General features: G+C 48.3%; 17 protein-coding genes and 4 pseudogenes. 9 read left to right on the top strand and 12 right to left on the bottom strand.

The window, feature by feature from the left end; translation table 11 throughout:
* Positions 1-43: 43 nt before the first annotated feature.
* The 4 genes and pseudogenes from SELSP_RS04985 to SELSP_RS04970 all read right to left on the bottom strand — a co-directional run bounded on the left by SELSP_RS04985 (position 44) and on the right by SELSP_RS04970 (position 3,106).
* Positions 44-361: a TfoX/Sxy family protein gene (locus tag SELSP_RS04985; RefSeq protein WP_013740746.1), complete on the bottom strand. Its 318-nt coding sequence runs from the start codon at positions 359-361 to the stop codon at positions 44-46.
* Between the two features lie 30 nt (positions 362-391).
* Positions 392-1,921 carry a YifB family Mg chelatase-like AAA ATPase gene (locus tag SELSP_RS04980; protein WP_006190889.1) on the bottom strand — a complete coding sequence of 510 codons (1,530 nt, stop codon included), beginning with the start codon at positions 1,919-1,921 and terminating at the stop codon, positions 392-394.
* Positions 1,922-2,087: 166 nt separating this feature from the next.
* Positions 2,088-2,231, bottom strand: a pseudogene (locus SELSP_RS04975) (magnesium chelatase domain-containing protein); the annotation flags it as partial.
* Between the two features lie 320 nt (positions 2,232-2,551).
* The gene (locus SELSP_RS04970; protein WP_006190892.1) at positions 2,552-3,106 is read right to left on the bottom strand and encodes an SLATT domain-containing protein; all 555 of its coding nucleotides are present in this window, start codon (positions 3,104-3,106) and stop codon (positions 2,552-2,554) included.
* 217 nt (positions 3,107-3,323) lie between these two features.
* Here SELSP_RS04970 and SELSP_RS04965 point away from each other — a divergent pair, with 217 nt between their 5' ends.
* The 5 genes and pseudogenes from SELSP_RS04965 to SELSP_RS04945 all read left to right on the top strand — a co-directional run bounded on the left by SELSP_RS04965 (position 3,324) and on the right by SELSP_RS04945 (position 7,467).
* Positions 3,324-3,692 carry a helix-turn-helix domain-containing protein gene (locus SELSP_RS04965; protein WP_006193206.1) on the top strand — a complete coding sequence of 123 codons (369 nt, stop codon included), beginning with the start codon at positions 3,324-3,326 and terminating at the stop codon, positions 3,690-3,692.
* A pseudogene (locus tag SELSP_RS04960) lies at positions 3,674-4,564 on the top strand (IS3 family transposase); the annotation flags it as partial. The gene SELSP_RS04965 and the pseudogene SELSP_RS04960, both read left to right, overlap by 19 nt.
* 292 nt (positions 4,565-4,856) lie before the next feature.
* Positions 4,857-5,057, top strand: a complete 201-nt coding sequence (locus tag SELSP_RS04955) for a hypothetical protein (RefSeq protein WP_006190894.1) — start codon at positions 4,857-4,859, stop codon at positions 5,055-5,057.
* Positions 5,058-5,077: 20 nt separating this feature from the next.
* Positions 5,078-6,004: a DUF4268 domain-containing protein gene (locus tag SELSP_RS04950; RefSeq protein WP_013740744.1), complete on the top strand. Its 927-nt coding sequence runs from the start codon at positions 5,078-5,080 to the stop codon at positions 6,002-6,004.
* Positions 6,005-6,645: 641 nt separating this feature from the next.
* Positions 6,646-7,467: a PD-(D/E)XK nuclease family transposase gene (locus SELSP_RS04945; protein ID WP_013740743.1), complete on the top strand. Its 822-nt coding sequence runs from the start codon at positions 6,646-6,648 to the stop codon at positions 7,465-7,467.
* A 136-nt stretch (positions 7,468-7,603) separates the two neighbouring features.
* Here the strand turns inward: SELSP_RS04945 and SELSP_RS04940 are convergent, their stop codons facing one another.
* Together SELSP_RS04940 and SELSP_RS04935 are read right to left on the bottom strand one after the other, a co-directional pair.
* Positions 7,604-8,512, bottom strand: coding sequence for an IS3 family transposase (locus tag SELSP_RS04940; RefSeq protein WP_006190903.1), 909 nt, complete (start codon positions 8,510-8,512; stop codon positions 7,604-7,606).
* Positions 8,509-8,847 (bottom strand): transposase, encoded by a 339-nt coding sequence (locus SELSP_RS04935; RefSeq protein ID WP_006190904.1) that lies wholly within the window; start codon positions 8,845-8,847, stop codon positions 8,509-8,511. Before SELSP_RS04935 ends, SELSP_RS04940 begins: the two co-directional genes overlap by 4 nt.
* Before the next feature lie 145 nt (positions 8,848-8,992).
* Between SELSP_RS04935 and SELSP_RS12465 the strand changes: the two genes are divergently transcribed.
* Positions 8,993-9,226 (top strand): ATP-binding domain-containing protein, encoded by a 234-nt coding sequence (locus SELSP_RS12465; RefSeq protein ID WP_267878521.1) that lies wholly within the window; start codon positions 8,993-8,995, stop codon positions 9,224-9,226.
* 31 nt (positions 9,227-9,257) lie between these two features.
* A complete protein-coding gene (locus SELSP_RS04925) occupies positions 9,258-10,151 on the top strand; it encodes a hypothetical protein (RefSeq protein WP_013740742.1) in 894 nt (297 codons plus the stop codon).
* A gap of 251 nt (positions 10,152-10,402) precedes the next feature.
* Here the strand turns inward: SELSP_RS04925 and SELSP_RS04920 are convergent.
* The 6 genes and pseudogenes from SELSP_RS04920 to SELSP_RS04895 all read right to left on the bottom strand — a co-directional run.
* Positions 10,403-11,293: pseudogene (locus SELSP_RS04920) on the bottom strand (IS3 family transposase); the annotation flags it as partial.
* Positions 11,275-11,643 (bottom strand): helix-turn-helix domain-containing protein, encoded by a 369-nt coding sequence (locus tag SELSP_RS04915; RefSeq protein ID WP_006193206.1) that lies wholly within the window; start codon positions 11,641-11,643, stop codon positions 11,275-11,277. The pseudogene SELSP_RS04920 and the gene SELSP_RS04915, both read right to left, overlap by 19 nt.
* A gap of 107 nt (positions 11,644-11,750) precedes the next feature.
* Entirely contained in the window at positions 11,751-13,919 is a 2,169-nt protein-coding gene (locus SELSP_RS04910; protein ID WP_006190907.1) for an ADP-ribosylglycohydrolase family protein, read from the bottom strand.
* Between the two features lie 14 nt (positions 13,920-13,933).
* Positions 13,934-14,872 carry a hypothetical protein gene (locus SELSP_RS04905; protein WP_006190908.1) on the bottom strand — a complete coding sequence of 313 codons (939 nt, stop codon included), beginning with the start codon at positions 14,870-14,872 and terminating at the stop codon, positions 13,934-13,936.
* The gene (locus SELSP_RS04900) at positions 14,859-15,845 is read right to left on the bottom strand and encodes a helix-turn-helix transcriptional regulator (protein WP_006190909.1); all 987 of its coding nucleotides are present in this window, start codon (positions 15,843-15,845) and stop codon (positions 14,859-14,861) included. The genes SELSP_RS04905 and SELSP_RS04900 overlap by 14 nt, the downstream gene beginning before the upstream one ends.
* Before the next feature lie 100 nt (positions 15,846-15,945).
* Positions 15,946-16,197 (bottom strand): annotated as a pseudogene (locus SELSP_RS04895) (recombinase family protein); the annotation flags it as partial.
* 145 nt (positions 16,198-16,342) lie between these two features.
* Here SELSP_RS04895 and tnpA point away from each other — a divergent pair.
* Complete coding sequence (gene tnpA / locus SELSP_RS04890; protein ID WP_006193881.1) at positions 16,343-16,804, top strand: IS200/IS605 family transposase; 462 nt, start codon at positions 16,343-16,345, stop codon at positions 16,802-16,804.
* Positions 16,805-16,938: 134 nt separating this feature from the next.
* Positions 16,939-22,518: a hemagglutinin repeat-containing protein gene (locus tag SELSP_RS12445; RefSeq protein WP_006190916.1), complete on the top strand. Its 5,580-nt coding sequence runs from the start codon at positions 16,939-16,941 to the stop codon at positions 22,516-22,518.
* Positions 22,519-22,781: the final 263 nt, after the last annotated feature.

Here is a 22,781-nt window from a genome sequence, read left to right as displayed (position 1 = left end):
TTTCGCTATCACTATATCACTATTTTACGGATAGAGCAATATTTCATTTCTTTTTCTCTCTCGGCGCGGGCAGCTCCTCATACATCGCACGCACCAACTCGCTCAAAAACGCCTTATCATCCAAACGATCCACCAACAGCATTTCCTTCGCCCCCTCATAAGGCAGTTCATACGCTGCATCCGGCATATGCACAACAGCTGCCTTGACCGGCTTCACAAGGAATCGATCATCGTAAATTCCTCCGAAGATTTTTTTCTTATAATAAAGGATGTACCCGCCCATCATAGCACGATAGGAAATATCTTCCAAACCGGATAGCTGTTCCAATACAAACTCCAGATACTCTTTCGTCGATGCCATAAACATTCCTCCATCAATATTGCTTCCTCATCATTCCACATTCAGTCCCACATCGTCCCTGAGCTGTATGGCTTCTCCCACATGCTTCGCCTCAATCGTCGCCGCCCCGTCGAGATCGGCAATCGTGCGTGCGACCTTGATGATGCGGTCATACGATCGTGCCGACAGATTCATGACTTGAAACGCCTGTGCCAAGAGATTCTGCGCCTCAGGCTCAAGAAGACACGTCTTTTTCAAAATCGCATGGCTCATCTGTGCGTTGCAGAAAATGCCCCATTCACGCAAGCGCTCCATCTGAATCTCTCGCGCAGCTAGGACGCGCTCCCGAATCACAGCCGAAGATTCCGCCTTCGCCACGGATGTCATATCCTCGTACTTGACGCGCGGCACATGGACATGAATGTCGATGCGGTCGAGCAGCGGCCCCGAAATCTTCCGCGTATAGCGCTTGATCTCATTCGGCGTGCAGTCGCAGCTCTTCTCCTTATCGCCAAAATAGCCGCACGGACAAGGATTCATTGCCACGACCAAAATGATACGAGAGGGAAATGTCAGTGTCGCATTGACCCGTGCGACCGTCACAGCGCCGTCCTCCAACGGCTGGCGCAGAACTTCCAGCGTCGACTTGCCGAACTCCGGCAGCTCGTCGAGAAACAGCACGCCGTGATGCGAGAGCGTCACCTCGCCCGGACGCGGGATGCTACCGCCACCGATCATCGCCACCGTCGACGTCGTATGATGCGGACTGCGAAAAGGACGAGTCTCGACGAGGCCGCTGCCGTCCTTCAAAAGCCCCGCGATGCTGTAGATCTTCGTCACCTCAAGCGCCTCCTGCCGCGTCATCGGCGGCAGAATCGACGGCAGGCGTCGCGCGAGCATCGTCTTGCCCGAGCCTGGAACGCCGACCATCAGAAGATTGTGCCCGCCTGCCGCCGCAATCTCAAGCGCACGCTTGGCGAAGAACTGCCCCTGCACATCGGCAAAGTCATCCGAAGGCACTTCTGTATCACACGCCGCAGCAGGTGTTGCTTCCAACGGAAGCAATTCCGCCTTGCCCAAGAGAAAATCGTACAGCTCGCGCAAGTTTTTCGGCGCATACACGCGGATGCCGTCGACAAGCAACGCTTCACTGCCGTTGCCGGGCGCGACGAAGATTTCACGAAAGCCATGCTCCTTCGCCCCGACCGTCATGGAGAGCACGCCGCGCACACTCCGAAGCTCCCCCTCCAACGAAAGCTCCGCCGCAAACAAGGCACGCTCCATGCGCTCTGGCGGAATCAGTCCATACGCCGCCAACAGCCCGACGGCGATCGGCAGATCGAGTCCCGAGCTGTCCTTTCGTATGTCCGCAGGCGCAAGATTGATCGTCACTCGCGCAGGCTTGAGCTTCACGCCCGTATTCTTGATCGCCGTGCGCACGCGCTCACGCGACTCCTTCACCGCCGTATCAAGAAGCCCGACGATGTCGAACGCAGGAAATCCATAAGAAACATCGACCTCGACATCGATGATCCTCCCATCGACCCCGAACGTCACCGCACCATACGATTTAGCAAACACAAGGCTGCACCTCTTTTTGATTGGAATGGTGTTTCTTTTGTTTACTATTTTTCTCCATTGATAAGATTTAATCCTGCTTGCTGATGGAAAATTGCGGCGAATACCAAAATCCCACTTCTGTATTCTGCACTTCGACCGAGCAACATGGTTAAGCGAGATGGACTGTCACCCGCTCCTTCGACTCCTTCACCGACGTATCGGGAAGCCCCACCAGTTCAAAGCCCGGCAGCCCCGGCGACACATCCACCTCAACGTCGATAATCCGTCCGTCAATCCCGAAGGTCATGGCACCATAAGTCTTTGCAAACAACGGCTTTCCCTCCTACGTTTCAAATATAAGGAAACTATAGCACAGGATAGGGGAAGATGACTAATGATTCTTTGCAAAAGAAAAAGAGATTCCAAACGCTGGGTAGAGCGAATGGAATCTATGTTGTGTTTATCTTTCAATGACAGTTAGGGATGAACTGATAAATTCAATGCCATCATCTTAGCGCATCTTTTTTGCCCGCACAATGCCTGCAAATTCCACACATAGCCTTTTGTTATGGATCTGATTTGCCTCCTCGTTTGGACGAAAAATCTACACCAATCTGACGGACTTCATTTAATTAATCAGAGATTCCTTAATTACCCATCAATACCGTTAGGCAAAATAGAATCAACCTCGTTTTCCTTAAAGGTCTGTTCTTCTTCCTTTTGCAAAGCCCTCTGCGCAGCCCTATAGCTTTCCGCATCGGTTGCTGGGTAGATATTGTTGATTTCAGACACTTTCCCGCAAAGAGCTTCTCTTCTATTCTGTATCTCGCTATCCTCTAATACCTCAAAATCAACCAACAGAGATACATAACCTTCTCTAACGTTCCATAACGCATTTGCAGCACTTCTATGTTGATTTACTTCATTTTGAATCTTATATTCCTTGGCATAAAGATTCAGGCACAATGACAACGTTGCTAAGATTCCACCCGCCCATGTCAATACCACTTCGTTTGTTACAATACTTGCAAAGAATCCACAGGAAGACAGTGCTGTCAATATGATCTGTGTATTTTTTACTAGCTTATTTTCTTTCTCAAGGCGGTCAGCCAATTTATGATGTGCAGTATATGTGTAGATAACTTTTCCACAAGCATCCTTTATTTGATTTTTTAATCGCCCCCTATAGCTTTTATTATTTTCCATTTTTTCACCACCTTATACCATTTTGTTAAGAATCTTGCCAAGGACATCCCACCCCTTTGAAGTATCAATCTGCATTCTGCTTCCGGGGGCAGATTGAAGTGGTAAACTAAAACTGGACACAGAGGGGGTATAAATCAGACACCGTTTGTAGTATTCTGTACACAGGATAACAAGCGGTGGACAATTTAGCTCTCTGATGCGCACAGGAGGTTGCCACATGAAGTACACGAAAGAGCAAAGATTGGACATAGGCCGTCGGATTTACGACGGCGAACTCACAAGGTATGAAGCAGCAGAAGAATATGAGATCAGCGACGAAACGGCGCGAAATTATATGCGGCAGTACCGAAATGCCACCCGACTCCCTCCAAAAAGAGGAACAAAGAGCAACTGCGGTCTTGCCAATATGAAATTCAAGCCGACGCCCGCGGGACTGGAAGACCTCCAATCCATGACGAAAGAAGAGCTGATCGACGCCCTTGTGATGGCTAGGATTACGGAAGCGCGCTTAAAAAAAGCCTATCTGGTGGAAGGAGTTGGTGCGGAAAAGAAGTTCATTCCTATCGGCAAGAAGAGTACCAAGTAATCGTGGAGCTTTCCGGGGAGTTCCCGATCCAGCTGCTCTGCGAAAAGATGGGCATTCCACGCAGCAGTTTCTACAACTGGAAGAAGAGCGTTGAAAATCCATCGGAACAGGAGAAACGGCTTGTACAGAGCATCGAGTTGTTCCAGCAATACCATAGCCGCTTTCCTTCTCACGGGTATCGTTGGTTGAATGCCAAGATCCGGTTGGACAAGGGAATCGTCTTTTCCGATCCCTATGCCCATAAATGCTGCAAGATTGCTGGAATCAAGAGTGTTTCCAAGCATTACAAGTACAAGAAGCCCGGGGATTCGTTCAAAACGTACCCGAATCTGTTGCTCGCAGGAATCAATATTGCCGGTCCGATGGAATGCGTGGTGAGCGACATGACTGCCTTTTATGTGCAGGGCATCTATTATGAACTCACGTTGTATATGGATTTATGGAATGATGAGCTGATTGCACATTCGCTTTCATCCAAGCGCGGCGATCGTATGACCTATCTCAATGGTTTGCGGGATGTCATCGAGTTCAAGAAGCAATATCCGAATCAGGAGCTTGTCCTTCATAGTGACCGAGGCTCTGTATACGCTTCCAAAAGCTACAACGAACTCCTGCCCATGTATAACATCACTAGATCCATGTCCAGAGCCGGCACGCCGACGGACAATGCTGCCATGGAATCCATCAACGGATGGGTAAAGGTCGAGTTGTTTACGGATTTGCACATCACATCTGCAGACGATGTCCCCGGGCAGGTCGCCGAATATATTCGATTCTTCAACGAAGAGCGTCCCGCATACGCCCTTGGATACCTTACTCCAAAGCAGTATCGGGAACGGTTCGCGCCCAAGCGCGGAAGAGCCGACACTTGATAAACGGTCATTGTGAATAGATTCCGTAGACATCCAAACCAGCATAAAAAATCTCGGTCTTCAACGGTTGTCTAACGCTTCGATAAGGTTTGTCTGAGATTCAGGTTTCCATGACTATTTTTGGAATTTTTGTGTCCAGTTTTTGTTGACAAGTGCAATCCTCTCTATATGCCGCTTACGGATGAGTTTCAGGAGTTCGATGTACGTGGGTACTTACGGATAAAAGGTATGTGATGCCGGAGGGCGGAAGCGTTATGTCGGGCAAAGATAAGATAACTGAAAAATAACCCGTATGTTCGGTGAGGAGGGATATTCTGCTTGGTTCGTAAAACATGATAAAGCTCCTATATACAATGAGCAAGAGAAGGATAAAACCATTTATGTCCTCCCCGACACGCCAACCAAGAAAAAGGCACGCGGCTACGGTCGGGTGCTTTTTTCCTTTGGGATTGAAAAAACTCCTCTCCTGTGTCAAAATTGGGAAAGAGAATGACAATGCAGGGGGGTATAGTAATGGCGAATTTGGGCATACTCGAGGAAATCAAAGACTTGCGGACGGTGTGGCCGCACGAGGCGGCGGATTTTACGCCGTGGCTTTCAGAGGACGATAACATCGCGCTTCTTGCTGATGCTGTGGGGATTGATATTACGGTGGATGAAACGGAGTCGTTGGTCGGGGATTTTCATGTGGATCTTTCTGCCTCAGAAACCGGGACGGAGCGGAAAATCATCATCGAGAATCAGCTGGGCGATACGGATCACGATCATCTTGGCAAACTTATCACATATGCATCCGGCAAATCGGCAGATGTCATTATCTGGGTCGTGAAGCGTGCGCGTGAGGAACACAAGGCGGCCATCGAATGGCTGAACTACCATACGGATGAAAAAATCGGATTTTTTCTCTGCGAGATCAAGCTGTACCGAATCGGCGATTCCGCGCCCGCCGTCAAGTTTGAGGTCGTTGAAAAACCGAATGACTGGACGAAAGAGGTCAAGAAGACCGAGATGACCGGCGCGACGCAGCAACAGAGATACGAGTACTGGGTGGCATTTCAGGACTACGCTTTCCAGAATGCACAGTTCGCAAAGAACTTCAAGCGCAGAAAGCCCTCTACAGATCATTGGATGGACTTCAGCATTGGATCGTCTGCCTGCCATTTCGTTGTGTCTCGGATACAGAAAAGAGACGAATTGGACGTGGAACTTTATATTAACGAGGATAAGGATATGTTTCACGCACTGCTGCAGGACAAGGCTACCATCGAGCAGGAATGTGGACTCTCCTTTGATTGGCGAGAACTGCCGGAACGCAAGGCGAGCCGTATCGTTCTTGAGAAAAGCGTGTCCCTCTCAGACCGAAGTCAGTGGTCGGAACAGTTCGACTGGCTGATCGATGTTATGCTCAAAATGAAAGCAGTATTCAAAAAATACATATGACGGGGCGACGAGATGTTCTGGTTCATTGTAAGGTGTGGAAACCTGTACGGTGCGGCCTCAATATGATGACCTGAACGCTCCGAATATAAATCATGAAAAATTCGGGTTCATGAGGCATACGGTACTCATAGATGCTGAAAATACAGAAACTCATATTCCGTAACGATGAACACGGCATCGTTATGAGGGAGGTGCAAATCTGCACACGGTGTGCGTGTGCATCGTTATGTGCGTTTGGGTGCATCGTTAGATTGTATCAAAATTAGTGGTAAGACGGATGTCTAATGCGTGAAAATGATACAAAGGCTATCGTTGCCATATGCCGTGAAACCGCAGTCTGCAAGGGCTTTCAGAGATTTCCCTGTCTGGAAGCTCGTTGATTTTTGACGATGTTCAGAGATTTTTTGCTCGATGGAAATTCGACCAACTGGCAGGGGTGTCAAAGCGTTTGACACCCCTATGGCGCACTCGAAAGGAAAAATGTCAGAGTTTATGAAGCCTTACGGGAACTGGCTTCACGAGCATTTTTACGACTCGGATTTTTGACACCCTTGGATGTTTTGCTGAAATTTTCAGCCTTGACAATCTTTGCCGTAGTGCATACTATGATAGTAGAACAAGGTGAGGAGGATATAGGCGCGGTGAGGATAATCAAGAAGGACATTCCGGCGGAATATGGTATGCTGATTCAAAAGTTCCGCTTGATAGACGATACGTTTTTCAACGTATGTTTTGATAACTATGTCGAGGGAATGCAGCTCCTGCTGCGTATCTTCTTCGGACGCGACGATCTCGTTGTCAAGCATGTCGTCACCCAGCAGAGTGCGGACAATCTCTATGGTCGCGGCGTGCGTTTCGACGTGTTGGCAGAAGACAGCGAGGGGAAGCTCTACGACTGCGAGGTACAGCGTGCCAACGAGGGTGCCGCTCCGCGTCGGGCACGCTACAACAGCAGCATGATGGATTCGCGGGAACTGGCAAAAGGGGCGGAGTTCTCTGAGCTTCCAGAGACATGGGTGATCTTCATTACAGAAAACGACATCTATGGAGCGGGTTGTCCGCTGTACCATGTGGAGCGAATCATCCAAGAGCTTCAGCGACCGTTTGATGATGGGGCGCATATCCTCTACGTCAATGGTGCAAACCGTGATGATACGCCACTCGGACGGTTGATGCAGGATTTCTTCTGTGAGAGTCCGGAGCAGATGAATTATAAGGAGCTGGCTGAAAGAGCTGATTACTTTAAAGCAGAAGCAGAGGGGGTACATGCCATGTGCGAACTGATGGAGAAATTCGGAGAGAAGAAATTGGAAGAGGGGCGTATGGAAGGGCGTGTCGAATCGGCTCGTCGGACGGCGACGGCTTTAATTGCTTTGGGGAAACTCACACTTTCCCAGATTGCTGAAGCAACACAGTTGTCTCAGGAAGAAGTTGAACGATTGGCAGGGTCAACAGGGGCATAAGTAAATGCCCCGTGATGAGGATTGCACTTGTCAACAAAAACTGGATCCTAAAAAATAGCATTGAAAAAGAAGCACTGATGACACAGTTTGATATTGTCAAGATCAGTTGACAAATTCCCCACAAGGAAATGAAATCTTAAGAAGCTACGTCCAAGGAATCATAGAACTGTTGGCGTTTCACCATCGGAGGAAGTCCGCCATTTCTTGAACAAATTCGGCGGTTGTTCCAATAGCTCATGAAATATCGCCAAATTAACACCTTCAATTCTTCCGTCGTCATCTTTTGCGTGTCATAACGACCATAAAGCAGTTCCGACTTCATTCGAGCCCACATGCTCTCACAGCGTGCGTTGTCATGACAGCGACCACCAGCGCTGTTCATGCTTTGCTGAATCCCGTAGTCTTGAACAGCTTTTCGATACAACTGACTCGTATATTGGCTGCCGCGATCGGAATGCAGAATTGCCCCTTTGAATTTCGGATAAGAAAGCATAGCGTTAGCGAGCACCTTGACACACAGGGGGGCTTTTATGTTCGTATCCACGGAAAGACCGAGTACACCAGAGTCAAAGCAATCGAAGAGCGCTGAAATATAGAGTTTTCCATCACACGCCTTGATTTCCGTCACGTCCGTAATGCACTTGGAAAGAGGCGTATCGGCATGAAAATCGCGCCGCAGAAGATCTTCCGACATGTGTGCCGCTCGATCTGCTTTGGTGATACCGTTCAGCTTTCGGTTGGGGCGATGGCTAAGTCCGATTTCTTCCATGACGCGGTAAACCGTTCGCTCGCTCGGGATATGGACGCCTTCCGGCTGCTTGATTTTGAGTGCTTGCCACATGCGGATTCTTCCGTAGGTGTCATTGCATTCATCCTCCGCATGAATCTGCATCATGGCATCGGCTAGCGCCTGATATTTCCACGGACGATCTTTGTTTGACAAGTACTGATAGAATCCCTGCCTCGTGACATCGAGAATCTTGCAATAGAAGCTGATGTTTCCTTTGATTGCGCCATCTGAAGTCTTGAGCGCGATGAATTTCATGCGTTCGTTTTTGTTGACTTCAGACGGCTGGCGGCGAAAAAAGTGCTTGCTTCTTCCAGAAAGTCGTTCTCTTTCTTTAGTCGCCGAATCTCTTTATCCTGCGCTTTGAGTTGTGCACGGAGCTGGGTGATTTCTTCATGCAGGGACATGGCGCTCGTGGGTGTTTGTGTACCGTGCCCAAGATCAAGATATCCCATACGGTGGGCACGGCTCCACGTGTACATGGTGTTTTTTGAAATCCCCAATTCACTAGCAGCCTTCGCCTGACCGATTTCTTGGGCGAGTTTTACTGCTTGAACTTTGAACTCGTGATCATATTGCTTGTTTGTTGCCATTTTGACCGCTCCTTCTCATCGTTCATTATACATCTATTCCTTGCGAAGAAGTTGTCAACTTTATTTATACAACATCAAACGAGAATTGACTGTTGACTTTGACGGCAGAGGCATTATCTACGATGTTACGGAACTCGATGAGTTGGTGTTGGCGTATGCCACGACAATTCATAAGGCACAAGGTTCAGAATACCCGATCGTTGTCATGCCATTCACGATGAGTCATTACGTGATGTTGCAGAGAAATCTGTTATACACTGGGGTGACGAGAGCGAAGAAAATACTGGTGCTGGTTGGAGAGAAGAAAGCTGTCGGTATGGCTATAAAGAATGAAAGGACAAGCGTTCGGAATACGAAGTTGAGTGAACGGTTGGGATGATTAATTTTTGAGTGTCTTTGGAGGAGAAACTATGAATGGGCGCAGAATGATTGTAGGGATTATTGATGGAGATGGAAAATTATGTAAGTCACAAGAATATAGTGAGTTTCATAATAGAGGGAAAAGAAATATAGAAATTTTAAACCTATATACGGGTAAGAAATTGTTCGACATCTTAATGGATGACCTCGGTAAAATTTCCTATAAAGATAATAAGCTAACTTTAAGCATCATTTATAGTCTTAATCCACATGATACAACAATGCAGTTGTTGGGGAAAATAGCTGAGGCCGTTATTGTGCGAAGATGTGAAGAAGATGAGGAACTAAATAGAGAGTGGTTGTCCCTTGCGAGCAGGAAAAAAAAGATAAAAAGAAAGATCGCCGAGAAGTTTAAAGCAATAGGAACAGGACTTGAACGGACAAAACGAGAGTGGTTCAGACAATATAATTTTTCAGATCCGCAGAGAGATGTTATTTGGGTTAATAGGGAAACTGAAGAGATTGCAAACATGAAGAGTGGAAGCGTAATAGCTAGCAAACATGCTGGTTTACAAGTGAAGACAAGTTGCGATGGGAAAACGTATTTTTTGAATGATTTATGGAATTACAGATATGAAGTCCCTGTGGTGTATTTTGATATTAACAACGACTTTGACAAAGTTGCGCAGGAATTGTGGATTCGTAAGTCAGTAAGCAGCGGATATGACTTCGTTATTGGTGAGGATTTTATATCTGCAAGGGCCGTAGATTATGAAGGATTTGATGAGGTGAAATTCTATTTTGACCTTGTATTGGCACTTGTAGAAAATAGGTTAACATTAGAAGACTTACTTAATGAAGGTGAGAGAAATAAAACACTAGGAAATGCTGTCATTGCCACAGGTCTTGAAGCTGTAGGATTTGATACTGAGATAATTAAATGAGTTAAGGGGACGCATCGTTAAACCGTATCACTCATTACGCTCTAATGAACGACGTAACGTCAATAACGATACAATGTAATAGGATCAGATAATAGTGCACTTGTCAACAAAAACTGGACACAAAAATTCCAAAAATAGTCATGGAAACCTGAATCTCAGACAAACCTTATCGAAGCGTTAGACAACCGTTGAAGACCGAGATTTTTATGCTGGTTTGGATGTCTACGGAATCTATTCACAATGACCGTTTATCAAGTGTCGGCTCTTCCGCGCTTGGGCGCGAACCGTTCCCGATACTGCTTTGGAGTAAGGTATCCAAGGGCGTATGCGGGACGCTCTTCGTTGAAGAATCGAATATATTCGGCGACCTGCCCGGGGACATCGTCTGCAGATGTGATGTGCAAATCCGTAAACAACTCGACCTTTACCCATCCGTTGATGGATTCCATGGCAGCATTGTCCGTCGGCGTGCCGGCTCTGGACATGGATCTAGTGATGTTATACATGGGCAGGAGTTCGTTGTAGCTTTTGGAAGCGTATACAGAGCCTCGGTCACTATGAAGGACAAGCTCCTGATTCGGATATTGCTTCTTGAACTCGATGACATCCCGCAAACCATTGAGATAGGTCATACGATCGCCGCGCTTGGATGAAAGCGAATGTGCAATCAGCTCATCATTCCATAAATCCATATACAACGTGAGTTCATAATAGATGCCCTGCACATAAAAGGCAGTCATGTCGCTCACCACGCATTCCATCGGACCGGCAATATTGATTCCTGCGAGCAACAGATTCGGGTACGTTTTGAACGAATCCCCGGGCTTCTTGTACTTGTAATGCTTGGAAACACTCTTGATTTCAGCAATCTTGCAGCATTTATGGGCATAGGGATCGGAAAAGACGATTCCCTTGTCCAACCGGATCTTGGCATTCAACCAACGATACCCGTGAGAAGGAAAGCGGCTATGGTATTGCTGGAACAACTCGATGCTCTGTACAAGCCGTTTCTCCTGTTCCGATGGATTTTCAACGCTCTTCTTCCAGTTGTAGAAACTGCTGCGTGGAATGCCCATCTTTTCGCAGAGCAGCTGGATCGGGAACTCCCCGGAAAGCTCCACGATTACTTGGTACTCTTCTTGCCGATAGGAATGAACTTCTTTTCCGCACCAACTCCTTCCACCAGATAGGCTTTTTTTAAGCGCGCTTCCGTAATCCTAGCCATCACAAGGGCGTCGATCAGCTCTTCTTTCGTCATGGATTGGAGGTCTTCCAGTCCCGCGGGCGTCGGCTTGAATTTCATATTGGCAAGACCGCAGTTGCTCTTTGTTCCTCTTTTTGGAGGGAGTCGGGTGGCATTTCGGTACTGCCGCATATAATTTCGCGCCGTTTCGTCGCTGATCTCATATTCTTCTGCTGCTTCATACCTTGTGAGTTCGCCGTCGTAAATCCGACGGCCTATGTCCAATCTTTGCTCTTTCGTGTACTTCATGTGGCAACCTCCTGTGCGCATCAGAGAGCTAAATTGTCCACCGCTTGTTATCCTGTGTACAGAATACTACAAACGGTGTCTGATTTATACCCCCTCTGTGTCCAGTTTTAGTTTACCACTTCAGATGGTGGGGATTTCCCCCCCTTGGTCAGGTTACCGTAGTTGTACCACTTGACGCAGTCTCCGAGGACTTCATAAACTGCAAATAGCGCACCATACAAAAACCCCTTACCGGTCATATCAATCATATTTCCCCAAGCGCACCATACGGCGTGTGTATGAAACTCTCTCATCACGGCTTTTACAACCATCGGGTTATTTTCGCTCCATATGGGATTATCCTCCATCTCTTCGGGATGGGGTGTTCTCTGCGGGTGAAGATTCATCATAATCCAACCATCATAGCCCTTATTCTCTGCAATCCTGCGTACACTTCTGATCGTAGGGTCGTCGTCGCCCGGCTTGGCTGTGCTGGGGTTTACACCCAAAACGAGGATGTTGCGTTCTCCTGGCTGCCCAAGCACATACCGTTCATAATCGTTGCCCAGGTAAATCCACCCGGAGGGAATTCCTTCACGGTCATGTTGATAATCGCTCATGGTACGGATCGCATCGGCATGAATCGACATAGGTGTAAACACCATATCTTCTTCCTTCAACAATTCCTGTATCGTCATATAGGCATCATCCGGACTCCATGTCAAACAGTCGGTATGTCCCGTACGCATTTTATACGCTTTTTTCACTTCGGCGTGCGCAAAGACCCATGCCCCCAATTCGTAGTAATTCCACTCCCATTCTTCCAGTTTACCGTTTTGACCGCCACTCTCATTAAATTTCTTGAGTGCAGGGAATACCTGACAGATTTTTTTAACATTCTTGTGATCACCGGAAATATCATAACGGTAAATTTTGCCGTTCCGATGATAAAGTTCGCAGTAGTTATTGTAGACATCGTAGGTGCACATGAAGCAAAATCGAACACCGGAGATGAATTTGGGGCTTAGGTCTTTCGGCGAAATGGATATTGTATCCGGCATAGGGAGATATAGCCCCCGCGGATGAGCAACGTTCTCTTCCCCTTTTGCTAAAATTGATTTTGCCATGTCGCGATTCAGATAAAAATTCTTAGCGTAGTTGATGTCAATCCCTGCCTCTGCATCGGTTGCCTTGGCAATAAAGGACAGCAAATCGTAAATTTTTACCTCCGTAATATAATTGGCATTTTCGTCTTCTTCGTCCAGTCCCATGAAAAATTCGCCATCCGAAGTATAGGCTTCGATGCTTATTACACTGTCGTAATCTCCACGTTCGACACACGCATCAAATCGCTGCACTTCACTTGGCGGGAGCAGAAAAGAACCGCCATCTTTCATGCGCATATAAAATGCGTCCAATACAGCCGCCATGTTTTCCTTGGACTCGTCCTTGAGATAACGACGAAGCACCGCTTCGATAATAGGTTCGCCTTGTATTTCCTGCCCTCTCACACGGTCAAAGTGGCGCAGAACGGATTTCATTTTTTCAGGGATGCGCTCAAAGCACTCTTTTTCCAATGTCGGCGTAAGTCCATAGTAAGCCTCGGCAATGCTTCCGGCAATACAAGCCGTGGTATCCGTATCGCCGCCGATGGAGATGGCGTTCCTCACGGCATCTTCAAAATCCGTAGATTCCAAGAAAGCGATCATTGCCTCCGGCACGGAGCCTTGACAAGTCACGTCCATGTTGTAGGCAGGACGAATTTCCTTCAATGTGCGGGAGAGATTATAGCCGAACGCCTCCTCAACATACTGTTTGATAGTCACTTTGGATTCTCCCGTCCGCGCGAGGTAGATGGCGCTTGCCACAGACTCTGCGCCTTTGATACCTTCGGGGTGATTATGTGTAACCTCTGCCGTCCAACGGGCAATCTCTCTCGTGCGCTCGATAGAGTCGTAAATCCAGCCTACAGGAGATACCCTCATCGCCGAACCGTTGCCAAAACTGCCATAAGGTTTCGGCTCTTTTTCCTTGAGCCACTCACGGAATTTGCCGCCGTATCCTGCATTGGGATATTTCCTGCCCCAATGCTGCATGGAGGAAACAACCGCCGTGCAGATTTTCTCCTCCTCGGCATCTTTACCCGCATAGAGCAAGGCATCCGCTACGGCTACGGTCATAACGGTGTCATCGGTAAAACGGGATGTTTCGATGAACAAGGGAAACGCCTTGATTTTTTCGCCCCTGTCAAATTCGTAAGGCGAACCGATCATGTCACCTAAAATCGCTCCATACATTGTTGGTGCTCCTTTCAATCCTCCAATTGGCTGAATGTGGACAATTCAATCCATTTTTGAGTTATCGTGGGTAACAAGGCGCGATTCTTTCTGATAAAATTTTCAATATCCTGTTTTTTTACATAGTGAATATTAGGGCATCCATTTTCTTTGTATTTTTCTGATGTGGTAAATAAATACACTTGATTGGTTTCGTTATCATTTATTGCCGCCATGTAATCTCTTGCATCTAGCGTATCCTCTTTTTTTACTTGAGGGAAAACTCGTATTCCGCTTTTGTTTACCAATGTGCATTCATACAGCGGAGTTGAATTTTTCACCGTAGATGTGAAAACATAGCAGCCTTTTTCCATTTGCAACCACAACAAAACTATTTCTTCCACTTCTTCCGATGAAAGCAATGACCATAACTCAAATGATTTATCTACTTTATAAAATTGTTCTTTGCTATATTCATTCCACAAATACTTAGAAATATTTTCCATGCCTCGAATCGCCTGCGCAGACGATGTGGGACGAAAACAGCTGATGACCTTTCCCGGCACCTTGCCTTCGGTTCCAATCCTGAGCCATATTACATTCACATAATTCGATATATCCAAATCACTATGTTTCTGCTTAGGCTTGCGTTTCGTCCACTCAGAAGTTATCCGACACAGATAATATACTCCGTCCCATCTTGTCCAAATAAGGTCGTTAACCTTCATTTTTCGCATGGTATTGACGGCTTTAAATCCTGCCATATCATACTCGCCATTATCGGTAACAGACTGCTCTTTAATGGATGCTTCGGAATCTTTTTTCGTGGTTATATTCTGCCAACCTACACCAATCAAATTCTCATCCTTGCAGAAATTTATTAAATCAGCTCTCGTATATTTGGCAGAAATATCATTTCTCAGATGGATGCGCCAAACACCAATGTTATCTTGCCACACTTCATTCGCCTCCATATTTCTTCGCCATATCTAGGACAGTCGCTTTGACAGTCTCACGCAAGCTTTGCGGCTCCTTGATTTCAATATGTCCTCCGTATTGCAACGCCCAATATTTCATAGCCCGTTCATTACATCTGAGCGTCACAAGCATTTTATTTTCAGATTCTTTCTTGATGTGAAAATCCCTTCCAAACCAATCAATCAGTTCGTCCATCAAATCCGTATCAGCGATGAATTTCACCGTCACGCTGTCGCCACTGTACATATAGATGTGTTCTGCCATGTGCTTGGGGAGGCTCCAACCTCCGGCAAACTCCCTGACATCCTTTTTCGGCTTGACCTGCTCCGAGAGTATGGTGACAGAAGTTATGCGGTCAATGCGGTAGTGGGACAGATCATCGTATTTGTCGTAATTGCCGATCAGGTAGTAACGCCCGTTGTTGGCTACCATGTGGTAAGGATTCACGATGTACGGCTCGTCGCGTCTTGGATGGAGTTTGAAGTCCGTGCCGTAGCAGTTATAGATGAAGCTGACCTTCTTCTTTTCCTCTATGGCATCGTTTAGCGTATCTAAGGCTACCATGACTTGTTTGTTATCGGAATGGAACAGTTCAGGCAAATTCGACACATGGGCAACCTTGGCGTGAAAGTAACGATTGCCGAAGCCTTTGAGTTTCTCGATGAGTCGTTTGGCCTGCACTCCCGACAAATTCTTGGAGAACAGCACGCTGTCAATCAGCATGCGCAGCTCGGCATTATCGAAGTCCCGTTCCACAAGCCAACATCCGCCATGCGTTGCGATGTCGTAGCCCATGTCCTGCAGGGATTGGATGTTGCTGCGCACCGAGCGACGATCACAGATAATCCCGTACTGTAACTGCAGTAGACGTATAATCTCGCCCTGCATCAGCCGATGCTCTGCATCCGAGTGCTCCTGCAGTACCTTCAGAATCAGCAGGTTCAGCATTTTCTTATTTGCACCATACATCGTTATGTCTCCCTTTCATCTTGCTTACACAGAAAGTATAGCACAGATGATGTACATTTTTTTGCACATTTCTCCAAGTGTTCATAAATAAATGGAGAAATTATCCCTCAAGCGCAATCTCAATCCCGCCCTTGAAAACAACAACCACCTGCCCGTCCTCCTTGACCACAATGTGATCGAGCAGCCCGCCCCATAGCTCCTCATCAAACACAACCAGCTCTCCGTTGATACCATATACCACTTGAATCATGCTCTCCAAGGTATTTCTCTTGCTCTCCCTCTCGGCAATTTGCTCGTCCAGCTTCTCCAAACTCCTCAGCTTTTCCAGATAGCGTGCGCGAATCTCATTATGGGTCGTGACCCAGTGTCGCATGCAAAGCATGCGACACAGTAAACCACCCGCTATGCGGGTGGAAGACAAATGGTTATACCAAAAACACCTTTCCGGGTAGTATACTAAGGTTGTTCAAGCCAGTATACAGAAAGGAAAGGTGCTTATGGCACAGAAAGCTAATAGTTTATCGCATACAAAGTGGCTGTGCAAGTATCACATCGTGTTTACGCCTAAATACCGTAGGAAAATCATCTACAATCAGTATAAAGCGAGCATCCGTGACATTTTAAGGCAACTTTGTGCATATAAAGGTGTAGAGATTTTGGAAGGACACTTGATGCCCGATCATGTGCATATGTTGGTAAGCATTCCGCCGAAACTTAGTGTATCACAATTTATGGGATATCTCAAAGGGAAAAGTGCGTTAATGATATTTGACAAACACGCCAATTTGAAATACAAATTTGGCAATCGGCACTTTTGGGCAGAAGGATACTATGTGAGTACGGTTGGCTTAAATGAAGCAACCATTCGCAAGTATATCCAAGAGCAAGAAAGGCATGATGTTGCGATGGATAAGTTGAGTGTGAAGGAATACGAAGACCCTTTTAAGGGTAGCAAGTAGTACAAACGCCCTTTTAAGGGCGGTGACGAGTCAAGAGCAATCTGGCTTGAACGTAGTGAAAGCCAGCGTCTTTAGACGCTGGCTGGTAACTGCCCCTTATAGGGGCGAGCAAACCACCCGTTTGACGGGTGGTCATGATTCTCCTGTTTCAGATACGCCGTCTGATTCTGTGCCACCCGTGCATTCTCGCGAATCAGTTTTTCAAGCCATGCTGCCAAAACAACAAGCTCCTGCTCTATGCTATCATCCAAGCCGCCGAATCCGCCTACGACACACAGCAAAAGGTTGTAGATGCCGTCAAAGCCGAGCTTGCCGCCCTTCCCTCAGGTGTCATTGCCGCGCATGAAGCTCTCGCTCTTCAAGCAAACTCCATCCAAAACAGCGGGAATGCTCTGCTCTACTCGGGCGGCGATCTGTCGCTTGCGGCAAAAGAAGAAGTCGCCAATCGCGGCGCACGCATCGAGGCGCAGGGAAACATCTCCATCACTGCGCCTTTGACGAAGAACGAAAACGCCGCCTTCTCCGCCAAGCGCGTCATCACAGAGACGAAAGACAATCCCGTGAAGCTTCGCATTGATGAGGGCGGCCATATCGAACAAGGGCAGGCGTTTCCCGCAGAAGAATTTCGCGAGATCAACAGCGGCTACGGCGCATACCACAGTTATGTCGCGCCAAAGGCGATTCTTGAACCTGCGGAGTACAAGCCCATCGAACAAATCTCAGAGGAAGAACGTGCTGCAGGTGAAAAGCCCATTCCGGACGAACTGATCGGCACCCTTGCGCCGACATACGCTTACGACGATCCGATCTTCAAACAATTCGGCATCGCCTCCATGAGCACGGACCGCCCCGCTGCAGACGATCTTGCACGTTCTGCATGGGATGAAGCATACAAAGCGATTCTTGCAAAACTCAACGAAAAGATTACGGCGTATAATGCAGAGGCAAAAGCGTACAATCAAAAGATCGGCACAGCGGCAGGGCAGAAGATCATCCACTTCACCGTGATTCGCAGTCATTCGATCCTCTCGAAGGAACATGTTACCTCCTCTCTCCCCGGCAGTATCCGTGCAGGCGCGAACATCCTTTTGAACAGCGCCGTTGAAAACGAGGACAGCAACATCGTTGCAGGAGGAACGCTCCATGCAACGGGGGCGGTCAAAGAAGACGCCCAAAAACAGCAGGAACTTGCCGTCACCTTCGGAACGACACAGGGCAGCTATACCGAAAGAAGGAACTGGCTTCATAGAGGAAAAGTACGGAAATATCATGACGTCGTCTTTATGACGCCCGAAATCACCAAGAGCAATCCCTCCCCCATCGGCGTGCAGACCTATGAGGGCGGCAATGCTGCGTCCGTCGAAAAGGCGGACATCCAAGATGCACAGAGACAGCGCGTGCAAAACGCGCTTTCCCCTTTCGGACTCTCCCACACGAATGCATCCAAATCCGACGACCGTACGAAGATGGAATCCCTCTTCGTCAGTTCTCTCTACCACGTCCATCCGGAAGCCACGGCAAAGTATCTCGTAGAAACGGATCCCGCCTTTACCAACAAGCGGAAATTCCTCTCCTCGGACTACATGTACCGCCAAATGAAATGGGATCAAGACAAGATTCCCAAGCGCATCGGCGACGGCTTCTACGAGCAACAGCTTCTTGCCGATCAGATTCTAAGGCAGACGGGAAAACGCCATCTGGAAGGCTATACGGACGATGAAACTGCATTCAAAGCATTGATGGATGCGGGCATTTCCTATGCCAAAGAGATGAACCTCGCCCCAGGCGTCGCCCTATCCAAGGAGCAGATCGCATCCCTCACCTCGGATATGATCTGGCTCGAAGAGCGCGAGGTTGAAGTCAACGGACAAAAGGAGCGCGCTATCTATCCCGTCCTTTATACGAAAAACACCGATGGACTCCGACTCACCGAAGGCGGCAGTCTCATCTCGGCGAAGAACATCGTCGTCGAGACCAAGGAAGCCCTCAAGAATGCAGGCACGCTCTACGGGGAGAACATCATTGCCAAAACGGGAGATCTGGAAAGCTCGGGGCTTGTCCTCGGCAAGAACATCGCGTTACAGTCGGAAAAAGACATCCGCATCCAAGGCTCGGTTCTCGGCGAGAAGTCTGTCGTGTTGGAGGCCAAGGGCAATATAGCGGCAAAGAGCACGAGCGAGCATCTGGCGAACCAAGACGTACTGAACACGACGGCAGGCATCGCCGTCAAGGGCGCGGATGGCGTCCTCGTCGCCAGCGCAGGAAAGAACATCGAGCTTGTCGGCGCAACGCTCTCCGCGCTTGGCAAGAATGGCAGCGTCCTCCTCTCAGCGGGAGAAAACATCACGCTTGACACAAAGAAGCTCCAAAGCCAAAAAGACATGACGGAGAATGCAGAGAACTATCTGCGCACCAAGCGCGGCACGGAACTCGGCACGGAGATTCGCGCCGATGGAAACATCTCCATAGCTGCCGGAAACGATCTGAAAGCAAGAGCCGCTACCATCGCCAGCACGGAAGGCACGACTTCCCTCGCCGCCGGAAAGGACATCACCCTCACCGCAGGACGCGAAACTGCCGAAGATCACTACGGTCATCGCCATACGGCAAGCGGCTTCCTGTCGAGCACCCGGACAACCATCCGCATCGACAATGCGACGGACGAGGCGCGCGGCACGCTCGTCACAGGCAGGAACATCAACCTCGCCGCCAAACAAGACGTGACGCTGCAGGCGGCAAACATCCTCGCGGACAATAACACGAATATCGCTGCAGGAAGAACCTTCACTGCGGCATCGGAAGAGAACTACGCCCATACGGACAGCTTCAAGGAAGAAAAGACCTCTGGCATCTTCTCCTCCGGCGGTCTCGGCTTCACCATCGGCACGCAGCAGGTCAAGAGCGAGCGCGACAGCTCCGCGCTTACACAGGCGGGAACGAACATCGCAGGCTTTGCAGGCGATGTTAAGATCACAGCGGGAGATACCGCACATCTGACCTCTGCCAGCGTCCTTGCCGGAGGAAATGCAACCATCACGGCGAAGGAAACGCACATCGACGGCAGGGAAAATATCTACCGCGATGTCTTGACGCAGGAGAGTCGAACGACGGGACTGACCGTCAGCCTCGGGCATGGGCTCTTGAGCCTCGGACAGGAGATCGCCGCACCTTTGCAGCGCATGGGCGAAGTGCAGGACGACCGCTTGAAAGCCGTCTACGCTTGGAAGGCCGGCCGCTTGATAAACGAAAACTTTGGCAAAGGACAAAACCCGCTGCAGGATGCCTCGGGTTTCTCCTTAAATCTCAGCCTCGGCACAAGCAAGTCTTACAGCCGCACGGAGAGCGTCACCAAGGAATATGCGGGCAGCAAAATAGCCGCTGGAGAGAAAGCAACGCTCTCTGCCATCGAACGCGATCTTACCATCCAAGGCTCTAAAGTCGAAGGAAAGGACGTCGCCCTTGCAGCAAAGCAGAACATAGAACTGCTTGCAGGAGAAAACAGCAGCCGCACGACGAGCGAGAACGAAGCAAGCTCCGCCGGCATCGGCGTCTCCTTCAGCCCGCAAGGCCTCTCAGGCCTCAGTCTGCACGCAAGCAAAGCACAGGGAAACAGCAAGGAAAATGCCTCGACCTACACCCCGACGGAGATCGCTGCCAAAGACGCCCTGCAGATCGAAAGCGGCAAGGATACGAACATCCTCGGCAGCACAGTGCAAGGCAACAAGGTCACGGCCAAGATCGGCGGCAATCTCAATATCGAGACCTTGCAGGAAAAGGAAACCTACGAGGAGAAGAACACATCGGCAGGCTTCGATCTCTCGTGGGATATTCGCGCGGGAAAATTCTCCAAGCCCACATTCGGCCTTTCGGCGGGCAGAGGAACGATCGACTCCCACTATAGAAGCGCCAGAGGCCAGTCCGGCATCTTCGCTGGAAAAGGCGGCTTCGACATCTACGTCGAAAAGAACACCGACCTCAAGGGCGCGGTCATTGCAAGCGAAGCGGATGCGGGAAAGAACCGCCTCAGTACGGGAACGTTCTCTTTCAGCGATTTGGAGAACGGTGCGGACTACAGCTCGAAAAGCATAGGCGCCGAGTATCACCACTACGGCAGCTATGACAAGATGAGCCACCAAGAGAAGAACAAGGTCTATAACACCATAGGCCTCTCCCCCAGCCTCTCCATGCCTGCCAAGGGCGATGCGAACAGCACGACCAGTTCTGCCGTAGCACGGGGAACGATTGAGATTCGTGAGAATCCCACGCAGGACATCTCTGCCCTCAGCCGTGATACGGAGCACGCGCTGAACGAGCTTGGCAGGATCTTCGACAAGGAGAAAATCGAGGAGCAGCAAGAACTCGCCCGTGTCTTCGGGGAAGAAGCCTTCCGTCTCGCGCATAACCTCCCCGACGACGGTAGCGGCAGGAAAATCGCCGTCCATGCCATCATCGGCGGCATCATGAGCCAGATCACGGGTGCCGGCTTTGCTTCTGGTGCTGTCGGTGCAGGTCTCAACGAGGCACTGATCAAGAACCTAAAGGGGATAGATCCTGGTACGGCGCAGATTATCAGCACCATCGTCGGAGCTGCTGCGGCGAAAGCCATTGGCGGGAACACCCTAGCGGGAGGATCTGCATCAGCAAACGGGACAAAATGGAACTGGTTAGGAAAAGAACAGTATACATTTGTTGATGAACTGCTTTCATTGGGTGAAGAGGATGAGGACAAGCGTATTGATATTATTGCGAGATATGCAGCATTAAGCAATTTCAATGCTCAACACGGTTTAACAGGAGATGGCGACGATGAGCGAATTACAGCCTCACTATATCCAATATTGAGAGATTTGATTCCCGAAAGGTATCGGGATGAATGGTTAAGCAAGGGATTAAACTATGCACTAAATGCAATTGTTTGTATGGATGAACGAACGTATAAAAAAGCGAATGAATATCGTACGCGTATAGAGACTGGCAAACTTAAGATTGAAGACTACCACTCTTCTTCAAAAGCTCAATATATATTGGATGGTGTAATGGCCAAACAAAAAGCAGACACCGTATTCAATACCAATTCTTCTAATGGTATAAGTGAAATACCCGGCAGACTGTCTGACATTTTTTCTGATGATATAGGTGAAATACCAGGTGAGCTGTCTGACCTTGCCTCCGAGATGCCAGGCAGGTTTTCTAACCTTGCTTCCAATACTGCAGCCAGGATATTAGGCGGGTTTTATGCCCTTGCTTCTAATTCATCCGTAGCACAAGAAGTCACCCCTCTTTCACGGGAACTATACAGGCACGCATACGAAGGAGAGGGAGAACCTCTACACTTTGACGCTGATTCTGAAATGAGTTCATTGATAATAAACGGAAAATCCTTTCAGGAACAAGTAACAGAAATAGGAGGTGCAATTCCGGTAGGGGAAACACAATTCCGTGCGATAAGTATAGGTCCAATGGAGGGCGATCCATATGATTTTCATATGGGCCCCGGTAAAGGTTCTCTAAATCTAAAAATAACCAGAACTAGTGAAAATTCAGTGCATGTAGAAGGACTGTTCCAAGACTACTACAATTTTGACCATTGGGGTGAACTGAATCCTAAAGCTTTAATAAATGATGGTGCTCATGAATTGCAAAAGGCGGGGATATTGACCCCATATGAATGGTATTCTGACATTAACACGGATATAGATTTAAACGGTGAATAAGATGAAAAAATATAATTTTTTTATTTCCTTATGCATCTCTCTATTGTTCGTATGTGGCGCTCTATTTTCCATGTTTTTACGGATTACTCTTGTACTCCTTATGCTCATTATTTATGATCTATTCATCATAGATCAACTTCCTCGGGATTTCGAAATATCGTATTGGAAACAGTTAAGAGATTACAGAGTAAGATCCGTCCATTCAGACTACCACGAGATAGACGACCGGGTTTATTCTTACGAAAAGAACAAGAAGAAATTGT

The organism is Selenomonas sputigena ATCC 35185 (genome assembly GCF_000208405.1).
Taxonomy (GTDB): domain Bacteria; phylum Bacillota; class Negativicutes; order Selenomonadales; family Selenomonadaceae; genus Selenomonas; species Selenomonas sputigena.
The sequence above is the reverse complement of the archived record's forward strand: the minus strand, read 5'-3'. Positions and strand labels throughout refer to the sequence as shown.

Excerpts from the sequence above, each read along its gene's own strand:
- SELSP_RS04985 (WP_013740746.1), bottom strand. The coding sequence starts at position 361 with ATGGCATCGACGAAAGAGTATCTGGAGTTTGTATTGGAACAGCTATCC.
- SELSP_RS04970 (WP_006190892.1), bottom strand. The coding sequence starts at position 3,106 with ATGGAAAATAATAAAAGCTATAGGGGGCGATTAAAAAATCAAATAAAG.
- SELSP_RS04965 (WP_006193206.1), top strand. The coding sequence starts at position 3,324 with ATGAAGTACACGAAAGAGCAAAGATTGGACATAGGCCGTCGGATTTAC.
- SELSP_RS04955 (WP_006190894.1), top strand. The coding sequence starts at position 4,857 with ATGTTCGGTGAGGAGGGATATTCTGCTTGGTTCGTAAAACATGATAAA.
- SELSP_RS04950 (WP_013740744.1), top strand. The coding sequence starts at position 5,078 with ATGGCGAATTTGGGCATACTCGAGGAAATCAAAGACTTGCGGACGGTG.
- SELSP_RS04940 (WP_006190903.1), bottom strand. The coding sequence starts at position 8,512 with ATGAAATTCATCGCGCTCAAGACTTCAGATGGCGCAATCAAAGGAAAC.
- SELSP_RS04935 (WP_006190904.1), bottom strand. The coding sequence starts at position 8,847 with ATGGCAACAAACAAGCAATATGATCACGAGTTCAAAGTTCAAGCAGTA.
- SELSP_RS04925 (WP_013740742.1), top strand. The coding sequence starts at position 9,258 with ATGAATGGGCGCAGAATGATTGTAGGGATTATTGATGGAGATGGAAAA.
- SELSP_RS04915 (WP_006193206.1), bottom strand. The coding sequence starts at position 11,643 with ATGAAGTACACGAAAGAGCAAAGATTGGACATAGGCCGTCGGATTTAC.
- SELSP_RS04910 (WP_006190907.1), bottom strand. The coding sequence starts at position 13,919 with ATGTATGGAGCGATTTTAGGTGACATGATCGGTTCGCCTTACGAATTT.
- SELSP_RS04905 (WP_006190908.1), bottom strand. The coding sequence starts at position 14,872 with ATGGAGGCGAATGAAGTGTGGCAAGATAACATTGGTGTTTGGCGCATC.
- SELSP_RS04900 (WP_006190909.1), bottom strand. The coding sequence starts at position 15,845 with ATGTATGGTGCAAATAAGAAAATGCTGAACCTGCTGATTCTGAAGGTA.
- tnpA (WP_006193881.1), top strand. The coding sequence starts at position 16,343 with ATGGCACAGAAAGCTAATAGTTTATCGCATACAAAGTGGCTGTGCAAG.
- SELSP_RS12445 (WP_006190916.1), top strand. The coding sequence starts at position 16,939 with ATGATTCTCCTGTTTCAGATACGCCGTCTGATTCTGTGCCACCCGTGC.